This is a genomic window from Methylorubrum sp. Q1, assembly GCF_004683995.1.
Lineage (GTDB): Bacteria > Pseudomonadota > Alphaproteobacteria > Rhizobiales > Beijerinckiaceae > Methylobacterium.
In genome coordinates this window covers 199,355-216,031 of the sequence record NZ_SRHQ01000003.1, presented here as the reverse complement: position 1 = coordinate 216,031, position 16,677 = coordinate 199,355, and the positions used below count along the sequence as shown (strand labels likewise).

Annotated in this window: 11 protein-coding genes; 5 read left to right on the top strand and 6 right to left on the bottom strand. The window is 67.8% G+C overall.

What is annotated here, in order from left to right; genetic code table 11:
- Positions 1-15: 15 nt before the first annotated feature.
- The 6 genes from E4V01_RS04600 to E4V01_RS04575 all read right to left on the bottom strand — a co-directional run bounded on the left by E4V01_RS04600 (position 16) and on the right by E4V01_RS04575 (position 5,539).
- A complete protein-coding gene (locus tag E4V01_RS04600) occupies positions 16-330 on the bottom strand; it encodes a hypothetical protein (RefSeq protein WP_060771357.1) in 315 nt (104 codons plus the stop codon).
- A complete protein-coding gene (locus E4V01_RS04595; RefSeq protein ID WP_135297543.1) occupies positions 330-680 on the bottom strand; it encodes a DUF3325 domain-containing protein in 351 nt (116 codons plus the stop codon). Before E4V01_RS04595 ends, E4V01_RS04600 begins: the two co-directional genes overlap by 1 nt.
- Positions 677-2,269, bottom strand: a complete 1,593-nt coding sequence (locus E4V01_RS04590; protein WP_135297542.1) for a PepSY domain-containing protein — start codon at positions 2,267-2,269, stop codon at positions 677-679. The genes E4V01_RS04595 and E4V01_RS04590 overlap by 4 nt, the downstream gene beginning before the upstream one ends.
- Positions 2,266-2,580: an iron transporter gene (locus tag E4V01_RS04585; protein ID WP_135297541.1), complete on the bottom strand. Its 315-nt coding sequence runs from the start codon at positions 2,578-2,580 to the stop codon at positions 2,266-2,268. The genes E4V01_RS04590 and E4V01_RS04585 overlap by 4 nt, the downstream gene beginning before the upstream one ends.
- 9 nt (positions 2,581-2,589) lie before the next feature.
- Positions 2,590-4,944 carry a TonB-dependent siderophore receptor gene (locus E4V01_RS04580; protein ID WP_135297540.1) on the bottom strand — a complete coding sequence of 785 codons (2,355 nt, stop codon included), beginning with the start codon at positions 4,942-4,944 and terminating at the stop codon, positions 2,590-2,592.
- A gap of 241 nt (positions 4,945-5,185) precedes the next feature.
- Positions 5,186-5,539: a hypothetical protein gene (locus E4V01_RS04575; protein ID WP_245517417.1), complete on the bottom strand. Its 354-nt coding sequence runs from the start codon at positions 5,537-5,539 to the stop codon at positions 5,186-5,188.
- 471 nt (positions 5,540-6,010) lie between these two features.
- Here E4V01_RS04575 and E4V01_RS04570 point away from each other — a divergent pair, with 471 nt between their 5' ends.
- From E4V01_RS04570 to E4V01_RS04550, 5 genes are all read left to right on the top strand, one after another.
- Positions 6,011-6,202 carry a hypothetical protein gene (locus E4V01_RS04570; RefSeq protein WP_135297539.1) on the top strand — a complete coding sequence of 64 codons (192 nt, stop codon included), beginning with the start codon at positions 6,011-6,013 and terminating at the stop codon, positions 6,200-6,202.
- A gap of 506 nt (positions 6,203-6,708) precedes the next feature.
- Positions 6,709-11,433, top strand: coding sequence for a malectin domain-containing carbohydrate-binding protein (locus E4V01_RS04565; protein WP_135297538.1), 4,725 nt, complete (start codon positions 6,709-6,711; stop codon positions 11,431-11,433).
- Positions 11,434-11,503: 70 nt separating this feature from the next.
- Positions 11,504-13,027 (top strand): phosphomannomutase/phosphoglucomutase, encoded by a 1,524-nt coding sequence (locus E4V01_RS04560; protein ID WP_135297537.1) that lies wholly within the window; start codon positions 11,504-11,506, stop codon positions 13,025-13,027.
- Positions 13,028-13,436: 409 nt separating this feature from the next.
- Complete coding sequence (locus tag E4V01_RS04555; protein ID WP_135297536.1) at positions 13,437-14,888, top strand: right-handed parallel beta-helix repeat-containing protein; 1,452 nt, start codon at positions 13,437-13,439, stop codon at positions 14,886-14,888.
- 344 nt (positions 14,889-15,232) lie between these two features.
- Complete coding sequence (locus E4V01_RS04550) at positions 15,233-16,663, top strand: right-handed parallel beta-helix repeat-containing protein (protein WP_135297535.1); 1,431 nt, start codon at positions 15,233-15,235, stop codon at positions 16,661-16,663.
- The last annotated feature ends 14 nt before the right edge of the window (positions 16,664-16,677 follow it).

Below are 16,677 nucleotides of genomic sequence, written 5' to 3'. Positions count from 1 at the left end.
GTACGCGGCACCGGGTCAGTGCGGCCCTGTCAGGTGCTTGCACCGCCGCGCGAGCCCGCCCGCGAAGTCGCGCAGGGCGGCTTCGACCAGGGCGGCGACCTGCGCTTCCGTCTTCGGCGCGCGGATCACGAGGCTCGCCATCACCTCGGGATGGACCCGCCGCTGCTTGGGCGTGCGGGCATGGTTCGACAGGCGCAGCCGCTCCGGCCCCTCGCCGCGGGCGAGATAGAGGCTGTCGCCGCGCGCGTTGCGGGCGGTCTCGCGAAAGCCGTGCGCGGCGAGCAGGCGGCTCGCAAGGGCGAGCGCCTGGGGCGGCGGCAGCGGGCGCATCAGGCCGCGGCGGCGAGAACCGCCAGCGGCAGGGCCGCCGCGACGAGGGCGGCGAGCGCGGCGGGGGCGACGTAGCGCGGGCGGTAGGAGAGGAGCAGAACCAGTCCGAGCGCCGCCCCGGTGAGCGCGCCGATCCACTGCACGGGGCCGAAGGCCCAGCCCTCCCACAGCCCCGCGACGACCAGGGACAGGGCGATCGCGAGCCAGCCGAAGAGACGCAGGCGCAGCACCGCCGCCCGCTCCGCCCTGCGGTCGAAGACCTCCGCGTGGTGCCGGTTCAGGCTGAGGCAGAGGGCGGCGAGGCCGGCGAAGCTCAAGGACAGGTTCACGGCCAGGACGAGAGGCGTCATGCGTGGGTCGGCTCAGGGCGCCGCGCGGGCTGGCGGGTGGGGGAGGCGGGAACCGGGGCCGGCTTCGCAGCCCGCTTGGGTGCCTCGTAGCGCAGGATCTTGCGGGCGGCGACGGCGAACAGCATTGCGAGCAGCAGCATCGCCCCGTCGAACCACACGAAGAGCGGGTCGCCGCCAGCCAGCCGCAGGGGATGGCCGGGGATCGTCAGGATGTCGGCTGCGACCACCGCGACGCAGAGCACCGACACGGCGGCCAGACCCTCGCACCACGCCCGGCGCTGCGGACGGACGAGCGGCACCAGGGCCGCGACGATCCAGGCGCCGAAGAAGACGCGGATCTCCCAATCCTCGCGCCCGGCGAGGCCGACGGGCAGGAGCCGGTTGGCGATGAAGAAGCAGGCGATGGCCGCCGGCAGGCCGGCGATGCTGCCGACATTCAGCGCCTGGACCAGCCGCAGGCCGAAGAAGGGCCGCTCCCCCGCCTTCGGCAGGCGGGCCAGCGACCAGAGCACGACGCCGGTCGCGACCATGGCGCAGCCCATGATCCCGCACAGGAAGAACACCAGCCGCAGCAGGGTGCCGGCGAAATGCGCCTCGTGCAGGCCGGTCATCACCGTGAAGGTCTTGGCCGCGGGCTTGAGGCCGCCGTCGCGGACCTCGAGGATCGCGCCGCTCACCCCGTCGAAGGCGATCTGCGGATGCTCGTGCGAGAGGCCGTGCGGCTCCTCGAACACCGCGACCACGGTGGCGTTGGCGTCGCCCGGATTGACGATCGTGAGCCGCTCCAGCGGCTCCGGCCGGGCCGCGACCGCCCGCGCCACGATCGGCCCGAGCGGGGCGAGCGCGGCGGCCTGCTTCGCGGGCGGGCGCGGCGTCGTGATCCAGTTCGCCTCGGTGAAGAAGGTCTGGGCGTTGCCCTTGTAGGCGGTGTTCACGCCCCAGGGCATGTAGAACGTCGCGAGGGTGATGATCCCGGTATAGGTGATCATCACGTGGAACGGCAGCGCCAGCACGCCGGTGACGTTGTGGGCGTCGAGCCAACTGCGCCGGGGCGCCTTGTCGCGGCGGAAGGTGAAGAAGTCGGCAAAGATCCGCTTGTGGGTGACAATGCCGGAGATCAGCGCCACCAGCATGATCATCGCGCAGAACCCGACGACCCAGCGCCCCCAGAGCGGCGGCATGTGCAGCTCGAAATGGAAGCGGTAGAGGAAGTCGCCCCCTTGCGTATCGCGCACGGTGGACTCGGTTCCGGTCCGCGGATCGAGCAGGACGTGACCCGGACGCTCGCCCGGCCGGGTGCGCCAGAACAGGTCGAGCACCGGGTTGTCGGGCTGCGGCAGGCCGACGAACCAGGTTCGGGCCTTGGTCGCGTGCTGGCCGAGATAGGCCACCGCATGCTCGGCCGCCGCCCCGAGGGCGGCAGCCTCCATCGGCTCGGCCCGCGTGAATTCGGGGCGCATCCAGCGGGAGATGTCCGGCCGGTAGTAGCTCGCGGTACCGGTGACGAAGATCGCGAACAGCACCCAGCCCACGATCAGGCCGGACCACGTGTGCAGCCACGCCATCGACTGGCGGAAGCTTCCCTTCATGGCGCGGATCCTCCCATCGCCAACCAGAGGAGGGCGCCGAGCACGACGGCCGTGCCGGCCACGGTGAGGAGCGCCCGCAGCAGCGTGCGCGTCGCGAAGACGAGTACGACGATGCCCGCCATCACGGCGAAGCTGAGCAGGGTCGCCGTCGCCACCGCCTCGGAGCGCGCCATCGGCAGGGTCAGCGACAGCAGCGCGGTGGCGAGCGCGGCGATCCCGTAGCCGCCGCCCGCGGCCAGGACGACCCTTCCGGCCACGGAGACCCGCTCAAGCGCCCTCGTCCTGCCTTGCGCATTGCCTTGCGAAGCCATGCCGGCCTCCTACCAGCGATAGCGCAAGGTTGCATAGACGGTCTGCGGCAGGCCGTAATAGCAACTGGTGTAGCCGTTGCAGCCGCTGACGTAGCGCTCGTCGAGGAGGTTGTTGGCGTTCACCTGCATCGAGAAGCCCTGGAGCGTCGCGTCGAGGTACTTCAGCTCATAGTTGAGCGTGGCGTCGACCAGCACGCTGGCCGGCACCTTGAAGGTGTTGGCCGCATCGCCCCAGGACGGTCCGAGGTAGCGCACGCCGCCGCCGACTTCGAGGCCGAGGAGCGGCCCCTCGCTGAAGCGGTAGGTCGCCAGCAGCGAGGCGGTGGAATCCGGTACCAGAACCGGGCTGCGGCCCTGGAGCGGCACCGTCTGACCCGGGGTCAGGTCGTTGGCGGTTCGGCCGTCGTCCCGGACGTTGCGGATGTCGAGGAGCGAGAAGCCGCCGACCAGGGTGACGCCCTCGGTGAGGTTCACCCGCGCCTCGAACTCCATGCCCTGCACGCCGACCTGACCGGTCTGGACGACGAAGCCTTGGCGCGCCGGGTCCGCGGTCGTGCGGTTCGACTGGCGGATGTCGAAGAAGGCGGCGGTGAGCAGGATGTCGGTGCCCGGCGGCTGGTACTTGATGCCGGCTTCGTACTGGTCGCTCAATTGCGGATCGGGCACGCGGCCGACGGTGCCGAAGGCCGTATCGAACACGCGGCCCGCGACGATCGGTTCGAAGGCCTGACTGTAGGACACGTACGGCGCCACGCCCGAATCGAACAGGTAGAGCAGGCTCGCCCGGCCGGTGAAGGCGTCGGCCGGCGCGTTCTGGAGCGTCAGGGTGCTGGTGCCGTTCGCGGCAAAGGAGCGGGTCGGCCCGGTCTGGCGCGCGACGTCGTAGCGCCCGCCCAGCGTCAGCACGAGGCGGTCGAACTTCATTTGATCCTGAAAGTAGACGCCGGTCTGCTGCGCATCGACCCGCGAAACGGTGTTGAAGGCCGGGACCGCGATGTTCATGTCGTAGTTCGGCGCCAGCACGTTCAGGTCCGGCGCATCCGGGAACGGGGAGCCGCTGGTCCGGGTGCTGAAGGTGCGGTGATCGACGCCGAGCAGGGCGGTGTGGGCGATGAAGCCGGTGTCGAAGTTGGCGACGAAGTTGCTGTCCATCGTGTAGGCTTCCGCCGCCACGTTGGTTGCGATGACGGCGCGCGGAATCAGCGGGCCCGAGGCGAACGGTCCATTGCGGGGATTGAAGGCGCTGTAAACGCTGCGGTAATCGCCCTGGGTGCGCAGGTAGCGCCCGGCCGAGTGGAAGCGCAGGTTCTCGCTGAAGCGGTGATCGAACAGGTACTCGAGCGAGGCCTGGGTCCGGTCCGAGCGCTCGACGCCGCGGTCGCCGTCGTAGAAGTTCACCGGCAGGCGGCCGATGACGCCGTTGCCGAAGTTGCGCGGGAACACCGTGCCCACCGCCGGGAAGCCGCCGTAGAAGCCCGAGAACGGATCGCGCTGGTAGTTGCCGATGAGCGTGAGCTGGGTGTCGGCGGAGGGCCGCCAGGTCAGGCTCGGATTGATCAGCGCCCGCTCGACCCGCGTCGTGTCCACGGGGCCGTCGCCGTTCCAGCCGAAACCGACGATGCGGTAGGCGAACTGGTCGGCGAGCCAGGGCACGTCGGATGGGATCGGGCCGCCGACATCGACGCCGCCGCGCACCTCGCTGAAGCCGCCGCCCTGGACGAAGACCTCGCCGTGCCGGACGAATTGCGGCACCTTCGACACGAGGTTGACGATGCCGCCCGGACCCGACTGTCCGTAGAGCACCGAGGCCGGGCCCTTGATGACGTCGATGCGCTCCAGCCGGTAGGGATCGATCGTGGCGTTGGCGTCGCGTCCCCCGAGCAGCGCCATGCCGTCGAGGAAGACCGGCGCGGTGAAACCGCGGATCAGGAACTGCTCCAGGCGGCTCGAGCCGGCGCCGCCGCGCTGCTCGGTGGTGACGCTTGGGGTGTAGCGCAGCGCCTGGTTGATGCTGAGCGCGTTCTGGTCCTCGATCTGCTTGCGGCCGATGACGGAGATCGACTGGGCCGTCTCCAGGATCGGCGTGTCGGTCTTGGTGGCGACGGTGCTGCGGCTGGCGACGTAGCCCGGCACCGCGCCCGCGGCGCCGCCGGGGCCGTACAGCGCGCCGCCGAGTGTGGCGCCGCGGCCCTCGCCGGTCACGCTCAACTCGGACAGTTCGACGGCGCCGGCCGCCTCCTGTGCGAGGCCCGGCACGGCGAGGCCGAGCAGGGCCGTTCCCGACAGAAATGTCGAGGCAAGCAGGCGTGAGATCCGGCCCGCACGCGGAGCCGGCCGAGCGGAAACGGCACGATCTTCGAACATCTTTTCCGGTACGCTTTTAACTTAGGTTATAAAAACCCAAGAAGACACAACGATTTGTGCCCCGCGTATGACAAACACCGAATGATGCATGCAAGATCTATGTTTTATAGCTGTTATAAATACAAATACTTGAACGCTCGATTATGTTTGCGCGCAACCGTTTTTACTATCTGATATTTTCCTGTTCTGTTGCGGTTCTGCATCGGTCGCACGGTTCGGATCACGGGCTCGGGGCGACGCGCTACAGATCCGTTCGGTCCGCTTCGCTCAAGACCTGCCGGCGCTCGATCGGATCCCAGATTCCCTCGAAGACCGGAGCCGGGCCTTTCAGCCGCTCGGGGGCGGGCATCACCGCAGCCGGAGCGATCGGCTGCCCCAGAATGGGAGCAAGCGACAGCACGGCCACGACGGTGCCGATCACGCACAGCGCGGTGATCGCCCAGCGCGGCGCATCCCAGCTATGAAGAAGGACGGATCCGGCCGCGAGGAGGGCTGCGGATCCGACGAGTTTGGGAAACATCGACGGCTCACTCGATACGGCTCCGCTCCCCGGTGCGAGCGGGATGCCACCGTGTTTCGTGCCAAATCGGGACATGCGCCGGATTTCGCGTCCCGTCCCGGCTGCGGGGCGCCCAGTCGGACCAGGGCGCTCGAGCGCAGCCGGTGCGGGATGCCGCGACGGCGCGATGGGCATGGCCCGCAATCCGGCGCACGGCCTGGCGTAATAGTGATTGGCCGCGACAAAGACCTGAACCATATTTCATGTTAGGGGCTCGCAACGGTTCCACGATCTCAGGCGATCGGGAGGCGAGCCAATTCGGTGAGGGAGGCCGACCCTATGACAAGCATGCTGACCGTGATTGCTCTTCTTCTTGCCCCCGTGGGGGCTCTTGCCTTCGGCGCCTGGGCGTTCGGGCGTCTTCGTCCCGCGTCCTGACGCCGTGGCATCGCCGCCCGTTCGATCGGGCGGTGGCGCTCCGATGCGACGTCCAGCCGATTTCCGACACAAAGCGGCATCACCGATGGGGCATCGTGGCACGCGTGCCGGCGAAGGGAGATCCTGCGCATGACGATTCTGCTTCGGTTCGCGCGTGGCCTTGCATCCGCAGCGCACCATGTCGTCCGCCTCTCGCCGAAGGTGATTTCCCTCGCGCTCGTCTCGGTGATCGGCCTGTCGGCCGGCCGACAGGCGAATGCCGACCGCGACGGCGATGGCGACGAGACGACCCGTTCCATCGTCTACCGCCACTACATCTGAGCGCATGCCGGCCGCCGCCGGCCACGCGAAAACGCGGCCCGTCCTCCTCGAGCGCGAGGATCGGCTGGGCTCGGTGATCCCAGCTCGCGCTTTCTTCGGCCGGTGATGGCGCGGTCCCCCAGGCGAAAGCCGCGTCGCGCGAGCCGGAACCCCCCGGAATGCTGACAGGGACGACGAGGGCGGCACTCCGGCAAATGCCCTGAATCCGAGGCCGCGCCCGAAAACCTGCACCTGCGCATCGTCCAGAGCACGTTCGGCGAGACGATGCCCAAATGCTCCGTGCCCGGAATGGTACGATCGAGAGCGGCTCTTACTCCTTGTTCCGAGGCCGGCTCTTTCGCTGAACTGGCATCCACTTCGGTGGAGACCGCCCTAGCCCGGAAGAGCGCCGCGGAATACCGCTGCGCGCATGAAGCCCGGATCGGGCGCGGATACGGTCGGCCCCAAGTCTGATGTTGAGTCTGATGTTGAGTCTGATCTCAAGTCTGGCGCGAGTGGGGATGATCATGGCCGACGTCACGTTTTCTCAGTCAACACTTGCCGGTTACTCGGGGCTGGCCTCGGCTCTGCAATGGGGGCCGGACGGACGACTCTACGTTGCCGAGCGGTTCGGCAGTATCAAGGCCCTGACGGTCGCCCAGCAGGGCAACGGCTACGTCGTCACCAAAACGGAATCGATCGACCTCATCCTCAACCTGCCCAACCACAACGACGACGGCTCGCTGAACGCGAGCCTGAAGGAGCGGCAGGTCACCGGCATCCTCGTCACCGGCACCGCCGACAACCCCGTCCTCTACGTCACCTCGAGCGACCCGCGCATCGGCGCCGGCAACGGCGGCGAGGACACCAATCTCGACACCAATTCCTCGATCATCTCGCGCCTCACCTTCGATTCCACGACCGATACGTGGAAGAAGGTCGATCTCGTGCGCGGCCTGCCCCGCTCGGAGGAGAACCACTCCGCCAACGGCATGGCGATCTCGCCCGACGGCAAGACGCTCTACGTGGCGGTGGGCGGCAACACCAACGCGGGCGCGCCCTCCAACAACTTCGCCGGCCTGCCGGAATTCGCCTACGCCGCCGCCGTGCTCAAGGTCGATCTGACGGCGCTCGACGCCATGACGCTCAAGAACCCGACCGGGCTCAACCCCTACCTCTACGACCTGCCGACCCTCGACGATCCCTACCGCCCCAACAACGGGACAGCCGGCAACGAGAACCCGGACGGCTCGGATGTCAGCGGTCCGTTCGGCGGGCGCGACGGGTTCAACATGGCAAAGATCACCGCCGACAGCCCGGTGCAGATCTACTCGCCCGGCTACCGCAATGCCTACGACGTGCTTCTGACCTCCGACGGCAAGATGTTCACCTACGACAACGGCGCCAATAACGGCTGGGGCGGGCGCCCGTCGGATGCCGCCGGCAACGTCGTGACCAACCAGAACCAGATCCCGCTCAACACCCCCGACCTGGACGGCGGCACCAAACGGCTCAACTACGACCAGCTCCACGAGATCACGGGGCAGGGCTATTACGGCGGCCATCCCAACCTCGTGCGGGCGGTGGGGGGCCAGGCCGGCTGGCTGCTGACGCCCGGGGCAGGCGTCACCGGCGCGACCTTCCTGCCCCAGGGCAGCGCCGGCCTGCCCGCCGATTTCAACTCGGTGATCCCGGCCGGCACCGCCGACCCGCGCGAGAGCGTGTTCTTCGAGGGCGGCATCAGCGACGGCGCCCTCGACACCGGCCAGGGCTCGCTCAACGGCCTGGCCGAGTACACCGCCTCGACCACCTGGACGACGGCGAACGGCGGCACGACGAGCATTAAGGGCGCCATCCTCGTCACGGATCTCGCGGGCTACCTCCACATCATCCCCCGCAACGCGTCGGGCGGCGTCGACACCACGGTCGGCGCCGCCGGCCAGATCGTCGCCGCGGGCAAGCAGGTGGTGCCGATGGGCGGCGGTGCGCCGCTCGGCATCGACGCGGTCGGCGACGGCAAGCCCTTCGCCGGCACCGTCTGGGTCACGACGCTGGCCGACGGCAACATCAAGGTGCTGACGCCGGGCCCGACCAACCCGCAGAACCTCGACCTCGATGGCGACGGGATCAACAACACGCTCGACCCCTTCGCCCTCGACCCCGACAACGGCACCGCGGGCACCGACGTGATCTCGGGCGGCAAGACCGTCGTGTTCAACTTCGAATCCGGTGCGATCCCCGGCACCTTCGGCGGCAGCGGGCTCACCGGAGCGATGATCAACGGGCTCGACCCGTTCCTCGACGGCGGCCTCTACACCTCGGCCAACATCATCGCGGGCGGCGCGGGCGGCGTCATCCAGTTGAAGAACGTGCAGGAGGGCGACTTCACGGAAGGCAACAACACCCTCAAGGACGCGTTGCAGGCCGGCGTCACCTTCGACGACAGCGTGGCCACCGCCAACGTCACCATGACGATGGCGAACTGGATTCCGAACGCCACGAGCAACGGCGGCTTCCCCTCGGCGGGCCTGCAGATCGGCACGGGCGATCAGGACAACTTCATCAAGCTGGTGCTCGGCGGGCGCGGCGAGAGCGCGGCCGGCAAGTACACCAGCGCGATCTTCGAGACCTCGATGGAGAATCTCGGCGTCGCCCAGACCAGCGCGGTCACCAACAACGCGCTCCTGAGCGCGACGAGTGCGAGCTGGGTGCAGCTGCGCCTCGCGGTCAATCTCGAGACCAACACCGTCACGCCCTACTGGCGCTTCGGCACCGGGGCGGTCTCCTCCGCCACCGACGCGAACGCCGCCTTCACCGCCGGCACCAGCCTGAGCGTGCCGAGCGGCAGCGCGCTGCTGAAGGCGATCCAGGGCGATTACACCGTGGGCGGCAAGGCCAGCGGGATGGCGGTGGGCCTGCTCGCCACCTCCAACGACGGCGAGGCTTTCACCGCCGATTTCGATGGGATCACCATCACGACCACCGCCAAATCGGGCACGACGAACCCGGTCGTCGCCGCGATCAATGCCGGCGGCGCAGCGCTGACGCAGGACGGGATCGGCTTCTCGGCCGACCAGTACTTCACCGGCGGCGCCACCTTCATCGACATGGCCGGCGGCAACGGCCTGCAATCGGCCTTCACCAACACCGTCTACCAGACCGAGCGCTACGGCAATTTCAGCTATGCGATCCCCGTCGCCAGTACGAGTCAGGCCTACACGGTCGAGCTGCGCTTCGGCGAGCTGTGGTGGAGCAATCCGGGCCAGCGCGTCTTCGACGTCACGCTCGAAGGGCAGACCATCCTCAACGACCTCGACATCCTGGCCCAGACCGGCAGCTTCAACACGCCCTACACCTACGTCTCGGGCCCGATCACGGCGGGCGCCAACGGTACGCTCGACCTGCAATTCGCCAACGGCATCGACAACGCCAAGCTCAGCGGCATCGTCGTGCGCCAAGCGAATGGGGGCGGCGGCACCGACATGACCAAGCCGACGGTGGGGCCCTTCACGGTCCAGGCGCCCGTGGCGGGTGACGCGAGTGCCAGCGTCACGGTGGTCTACAACGACGCCTCGGGGATCAACCTCGCCAGCATCACCGCGGCCGACATCGCGGTGACGGGGCCCGGCGCGATCGGCGCGATCAGCCTGCAATCCAAGACGAGCACCAGCGCGACCTCGGCCACCGCCACCTACATCGTCGCAGCACCCACCGGGGGCTGGACCAACGGCCAGTACACCGCCACCGTCAAGACCGGTGAGGTGTCCGATGCGAGCCCGGCGGCCAACACCAACCTTGCGGCCTCACAGCTCTTCTCGGTCCAGACCAGCAGCGCGGGCGGGATCGTCGCGGCGATCAATGCCGGCGGCGGGGCGCTGATTCAGGACGGAATCAGCTTCTCGGCCGACCAGCACTTCACCGGCGGCGCCACCTTCATCGACGGCACCGGCGGCAACGGCCTGCAATCGGTCTTCACCAACACCGTCTACCAGACCGAGCGCTACGGCAATTTCAGCTACGCGATCCCCGTGGCCAGCACGAGTCAGGCCTACACGGTCGAGCTGCGCTTCGGCGAACTCTGGTGGAGCAATCCGGGCCAGCGCGTCTTCGACGTGTCGCTGGAGGGCCAGACCGTTCTCAACGACCTCGACATCCTGGCCCAGACCGGCAGCTTCAACACGCCCTACACCTACGTCTCGGGCCCGATCACGGCGGGCGCCAACGGCACGCTCGACCTGCAATTCGCCAACGGCATCGACAACGCCAAGCTCAGCGGCATCATCGTGCGTCAGGCCACGGGGAGCACCGACACGACCGGGCCGAGCATCGGTGCCTTCACCGTCGACGGTCCCGCGTCCGGCACGGGTGGGGCCAGCGTGACGGTGATCTACAACGATGCGTCTGGCATCAACCTCGCCAGCATCGCCGCGGCCGACCTCGCGGTGAGCGGAGCCGGTGCGGTCGGGGCGATCAGCCTGCAATCGAAGGTGGCGACCAGCGCGACCTCGGCCACCGCCACCTACCTCGTCGCCGCTCCGGCGGGCGGCTGGGCCGACGGCCAATACACCGCGACCGTCAAGGCCGGCGAGATCGCCGACGCAAGCCCGGCGGCGAATACCAACGCCGCCACCTCACACCCCTTCACCATCGACGTGACGCCCGGCAGCGACACCCTCGTTCTCGCCATCAATTCCGGCGGGGCCGCCTATACCCGTGCGGACGGGACCGTGTTCGAGGCCGACACGTCGGCCGCCCCCCACCGCTTCTACGTCGCCGGCCAGGACGGGAACGCGACCTATTCCGACATCGACCCGATCGCCGGGACGACCGACGACGCGCTCTACCAGAACCAGCGCTTCGGCTGGGCCAGCGCCTCGACCACGGATGCGGATGACGGCCGCTTCGGCTACGCGATCAAGAACGCGAACGGCAGCGCGCTGGCCTCCGGCTCCTACGAAGTGATCCTGCACTTTGCCGAGATCTACAACCAGCCCGACGATCCGGGCGGCCTCAGCGGGGCGGGCCAGCGCCAGTTCCATATCGGCATCGAGGGCACCACGATCACCAACTTCGACATCTGGGCGGCGGCCGCGGCGGGGGCGACCGCGACGACCCTGACGCGGACGGTCTCGGTCACCGACGGGACGCTCGACCTCGCCTTCTGGCAGGGGGCGGCCGAGAATCCGACCGTGGCGGCGATCGAGGTGTGGAAGGTCGACCCCGGCTCGGCTCAAGGCGGCCTCTTGGTCTAAACTCTCGACCGATTTCCGGCTTCCCTTCCAGCGGCCTCTCGTCCGCCGCCGCCCTCGCGAAAGGTCCGTCATGTCCTTCGACCCCTCCAAGGCCTTTCCCACCCCCGTTCCGAAGCTCGAACCCAACACCTTCGCCTTCGAGCAGCTGCCGATGGTCAAGCCCACCGGCTTTCGCGAATACGACGCCCGCTGGTTGTTCCCGCAGGAGATCAACCTGATGGGCGTCCAGGCGCTCGGCCTCGGTCTCGGCACGCTGATCCATGAGCGCGGCGTGCGCCCCGACATCGTCACCGGCCATGACTTTCGCGCCTACTCCGCCTCGATCAAGCTCGCGCTGATCGCCGGGATGCAGGCGGCGGGCCTGCGGGTGAAGGATATCGGGCTCGCGCTCTCGCCGATGGCCTATTTCGGCCAGTTCGCCCTCGACTGCCCCTGCGTGGCCATGGTCACCGCCTCGCACAACGACAACGGCTGGACCGGCGTGAAGATGGGCGCCGAGCGGCCCATGACCTTTGGCCCCGACGAGATGGGCCGCCTCAAGGAGATCGTCACCACGGGTGCGTTCCGGTACCGCGACGGCGGCGCCTACGAATTCGTCTCGGATTTCGCTCAGGTCTATCTCGACGACCTCGTGGCGCGCGCCAAACCCGTCTCGCGAAAGCTGAAGGTCGTGGCCGCCTGCGGCAACGGCACGGCCGGCGCCTTCGCCCCCGCGCTTCTGGAGCGGCTCGGCGTCGAGGTGATCCCGCTCGATGTCGAGCCGGATCACAGCTTCCCGCGCTACAACCCCAACCCCGAGGACATGGCGATGCTGCACGCCATCGCCGACAAGGTGCGCGAGACCGGCGCCGATGTCGGCCTCGGCTTCGACGGCGACGGCGACCGCTGCGGCGTGGTCGATGACGAGGGCGAGGAGATCTTCGCCGACAAGATCGGCGTGATGCTGGCCCGCGACCTGTCGAAGCTTCACCCGAACGCGACCTTCGTGGTCGACGTGAAATCGACCGGCCTCTACGCCGCCGACCCCGAGTTGCAGGCGCGCGGCGTGCGCACCGACTACTGGAAGACCGGCCATTCCTACATCAAGCGCCGCGTCAACGAACTCTCGGCGCTCGCCGGCTTCGAGAAGTCGGGGCACTTCTTCTTCAATGCCCCGGTCGGCCGCGGCTACGACGACGGCCTGCTGACCGCGATCGCGGTGATCGAGATGCTCGACCGCAATCCGGGGCAGACCATGGCCGACCTCTACCGGGCGCTGCCGAAGACCTGGGGCTCGCCGACCATGTCGCCGCATTGCGCCGACGAGGTGAAGTACGGCGTGGTCGAGGCGGTGACCGAGCGGTTCCGGGCGCTGCAGGCCTCGGGCGAGCCGGTGGGCGGGCATCCGATCACCGATCTGGTGACGGTCAACGGCGTGCGCGTGACCACCGCCGACGGCACCTGGGGGCTGGTGCGGGCCTCCTCGAACAAGCCGGAACTCGTGGTGGTGGTGGAGAGCCCGGTCTCCGAAGCGCGACTTCGCGAGATGTTCGCGGCGGTGGATGGGGTGCTGCGCCAGCACCCGGAGGTGGGCGCCTACAACCAGACGATTTGACCACACCTCTGGCCGACAGGCGCGTGATAACGGTTCCGGCTGATCACCTCGGTGATGGGTGCGTGTCCCCTCGCCCCGCGTGCGGGTAGGGGGGAGAGCCGGCTCGCCGAACCCATCACCCGAAGACCGTAAGAAGGCATGATTCGGGGAGAAGGACCTTCGCTAGCCGGCCTGGCGATACCCAGGCCAGCCGATCAAGCGTGGCCGTTCGGCAACAAACCGTTGTCTGTCAGAAAATTTCTGACAAAGACCCACGAGAAAACAGCATTAAGCTGAACCGTTTTCGTCGGCCCATACCTCGTGGGGAGTAGTCCTCACGGGGTACGTTGCAGATTTACGCAATCGATCTGCTCGCTAACATTCATTAATTCCCCGCTCCGTTGCGATCATCGCATCTCAAGGAGCGATCATGCCTGCGGGCCAAACCTACAGCACCACCCCCATCCGCACGACGTACGACGGACAGGTTATCGAAAATCTGGATCTCTGGGTCTCCGACGGCGACGCCATCCGCGTCGATCACAACAACGTCGTCATCCGCAACGTCACCATTCACCACGCCGACGGCAACGGCATCGTCGTCGAGGACGTCAGCGGCGTCACCGTCCAGAACAGCCTCATCGTCAATTCCGATCCGCCCGTGGGCAACGGGGGCGAGACCGATGCCGAGACCACCGGCATCCGGGTCGTCAACGCGTCCGGCTTCACCGCGTCGCACGTGACCCTGCAGGACAGCGGCACCGGCATCTATCTCGGCCAATCCCCGAACGCGAAGCTCTCCTACATCGAGGGGCACAACTTCCACGGGCCGTTCCCCGGCGGTCAGCTCGTTCAGTTCTACCAGTCGCCGAACGGCAGCCTCTCGGATTTCGCCGTCACCAACGATGCGAGCCACTCGCATGTCGAGGACAACGTCTCGATCATCGACAGCCGGAACGTCTCGATTACCAACGGCGTGATCGACGGCAACAACTCGCCGAGCGGTGCCGGCGTGATGTTCGAGGGTAATTCGCAGGGGGGCCACGTCCAGAACGTCGACGTGATCCACATGAGCAATGGCGGCTTCTCGTCCTACTCGGACGACGTGTCCTTCGTCGACACCCGCTCCTTCGACAACGATGCCGGCGACCAGGGCCGCGGCGTGTCGCTGTCGAACGGGCTGATCTGGAACACGAGCGGCCACAACGTCACGATCGAGGACTCGACCTACACGGATCCGGGGGTTCCCAACAACATCGTCTGGGGAACCTCCTCGGCCGGCGCGGACGTGTCGGCCGCGCCCTCGGCCACGCCGATGACGCCGATCCACAACGTGTTCGACGGGACGGCGACCGGCACTGCGCCGGTTGCGACCCCGGTGCCGACCCCTGCCCCGACCCCTGCCCCGACCCCAACTCCCGCGCCGGCCCCGACTCCGGCCCCGGCCGGCACGGGCATCGACCGGGACGGCACGGCGGCCTCCGACACGATGACCGGCTCGCGCTTCGCCGACGACCTCGACGGGCTGGCCGGCAACGACACGCTCAACGGGCTGGCCGGCGACGACCGCCTCCACGGCGGGGCCGGCAACGACCGCCTCGACGGCGGCAGCGGCACCGACCACCTCTGGGGCGGCGCCGGCGCGGATCACTTCGTGTTCAAGGCCGGCAACGGCACCGACTGGATCGAGGACTTCCAACTGCGTGGCACCGCGCAGGACGTCGTCGAAGTGAGCAAGGCGATGTTCGGTTCGTTCAACGCCTTGCTCTCCGCAGCCCATGATGTCGGCTCCGATGTCGCCATCACCTCGGGCGCCGACACGCTGTGGCTCGCCGACGTTCACAAGGCGCAGCTCTCGGCCGGCGACTTCCTGTTCGTCTGAGCATTTCTCGCGAAGCGTCCGGTGCCGCCGTCGCGTCCGAAGGGAGGCGGACCGGTCACCGGATGCTGCGCGGGGCGGGCTTGACATGCCGCAGCCGGCGGCAACGCGCCACCGAATCCCTCAGCGCCCGATCAAGCGTGGCCATACGGCCACATCGGTTGTGCGCCGCGAAAAATATCGGGCTGCGGTGCCGGGACTAAAATCTTTACAGTTAATGATTTCCCGCGCCGGATAGACCGCATGGCCTAGCGCAGATTGATTACGTTGCAGATTTGCTAGGTCGATCCACTGATTCTATTCATATAGTTATTGATTTTGTTGTAATATTAACAAATGGAGCAAATATGCCCACGGGTTTGACCACCAGCACCACGCCCATCCGTACGACGCATGACGGACAGGTCATCGAAAATCTGGATCTCTGGGTCTCCGACGGCGACGCCATCCGCGTCGAGCACGACGATGTCGTCATCCGCAACGTCACCATTCACCACGCCGACGGCAACGGCATCGTCGTCGAGGATTCCAGCGGCGTCACCGTCCAGAACAGCCTGATCGTCAATTCCGATCCGCCCGACGGCAATCAGGGCCTGGCCGGCGAGGCCACGGGCATCCGGGTCGTCAATTCGCCCGACTTCACCGCCTCGCACGTGACCCTGCAGGACAGCGGAACCGGCATCTATCTCGGCCAGTCGCCCGGCGCGGCGCTCTCCTACATCGAGGGTCACGACTTCCACGGGCTCTATCCGTCGGGCCAGTTCGTCCAGTTCTACCAATCGCCGGATGGCAGCCTCACGAATTTTGCCGTCAGCAACGATCCGAACGGGTCGCATGTCGAGGACAACGTCTCGATCATCGACAGCCCCAATGTCTCGATCGCCCACGGCGTGATCGACGGCAACAACTCGCCGAGCGGCGTCGGAGTGATGTTCGAGGGCGAGTCCCAAGGCGGCCACGTCCAGAACGTCGACGTGATCCACATGGGCAATGGCGGCTTCTCGTCCTACTCGGACGACGTGACCTTCATCGACACCCGCTCCTTCGACAACATCGCCGACGACCAGGGCCGGGGTGATCCCCTGTCCAACGCCGTCATCTGGAACGCGACCGGCGACGACGTTTCGATCATCGACTCGACTTACACGGACCCGGCGGTGGCCAACAACATCGCCTGGGGCCCGTCCTCGGCCGGCGCGGACGTGTCGGCGGCCCCCTCGGCCACGCCGATGACCCCGATCCACAACGTGTTCGACTGGGTGGCGGGTACGGTCGGAACCGTCGTGGGCATCGTCACGGGCAACAGCCCGGCATCGCCGCCCCCGGTCGCCGCCTCACCCTCCGGCGCGGGCCTCAACCGCGACGGCACCGCCGGGGCCGAGACGATGAACGGATCGAACGCCGCCGACGACCTCGACGGGATGGGCGGCAACGACACGCTCAACGGGCTGGCCGGCGACGATGCGCTCTACGGCGGGGCCGGCAACGACCGGCTCGACGGCGGCAGCGGCACCGATCATCTCTGGGGCGGGGCCGGAGCCGACCGGTTCGCGTTCAAGGCCGGCAACGGCACCGATTGGGTCGAGGATTTCGAGACCGGCGGCTCCGCGCCAGACGTGATCGAGATCAGCCGGTCGATGTTCGGCTCGCTCAACGCCGTCCTGGCCGCGGCGCAGGATGTCGGCACCGATGTCGCGATCCGTTCAGGATCGGACACGCTCTGGCTCGCCGACACGCAGAAGGCCGAATTGAGCGCAGGCCATATCCTGTTCGTCTGACCGCGATGTCCGCG

Coding starts and splice junctions, on each gene's coding strand:
- E4V01_RS04550 (WP_135297535.1), top strand. CDS start 15,233: ATGCCCACGGGTTTGACCACCAGCACCACGCCCATCCGTACGACGCAT.
- E4V01_RS04590 (WP_135297542.1), bottom strand. CDS start 2,269: ATGAAGGGAAGCTTCCGCCAGTCGATGGCGTGGCTGCACACGTGGTCC.
- E4V01_RS04595 (WP_135297543.1), bottom strand. CDS start 680: ATGACGCCTCTCGTCCTGGCCGTGAACCTGTCCTTGAGCTTCGCCGGC.
- E4V01_RS04555 (WP_135297536.1), top strand. CDS start 13,437: ATGCCTGCGGGCCAAACCTACAGCACCACCCCCATCCGCACGACGTAC.
- E4V01_RS04565 (WP_135297538.1), top strand. CDS start 6,709: ATGGCCGACGTCACGTTTTCTCAGTCAACACTTGCCGGTTACTCGGGG.
- E4V01_RS04580 (WP_135297540.1), bottom strand. CDS start 4,944: ATGTTCGAAGATCGTGCCGTTTCCGCTCGGCCGGCTCCGCGTGCGGGC.
- E4V01_RS04600 (WP_060771357.1), bottom strand. CDS start 330: ATGCGCCCGCTGCCGCCGCCCCAGGCGCTCGCCCTTGCGAGCCGCCTG.
- E4V01_RS04570 (WP_135297539.1), top strand. CDS start 6,011: ATGACGATTCTGCTTCGGTTCGCGCGTGGCCTTGCATCCGCAGCGCAC.
- E4V01_RS04575 (WP_245517417.1), bottom strand. CDS start 5,539: ATGTCCCGATTTGGCACGAAACACGGTGGCATCCCGCTCGCACCGGGG.
- E4V01_RS04560 (WP_135297537.1), top strand. CDS start 11,504: ATGTCCTTCGACCCCTCCAAGGCCTTTCCCACCCCCGTTCCGAAGCTC.
- E4V01_RS04585 (WP_135297541.1), bottom strand. CDS start 2,580: ATGGCTTCGCAAGGCAATGCGCAAGGCAGGACGAGGGCGCTTGAGCGG.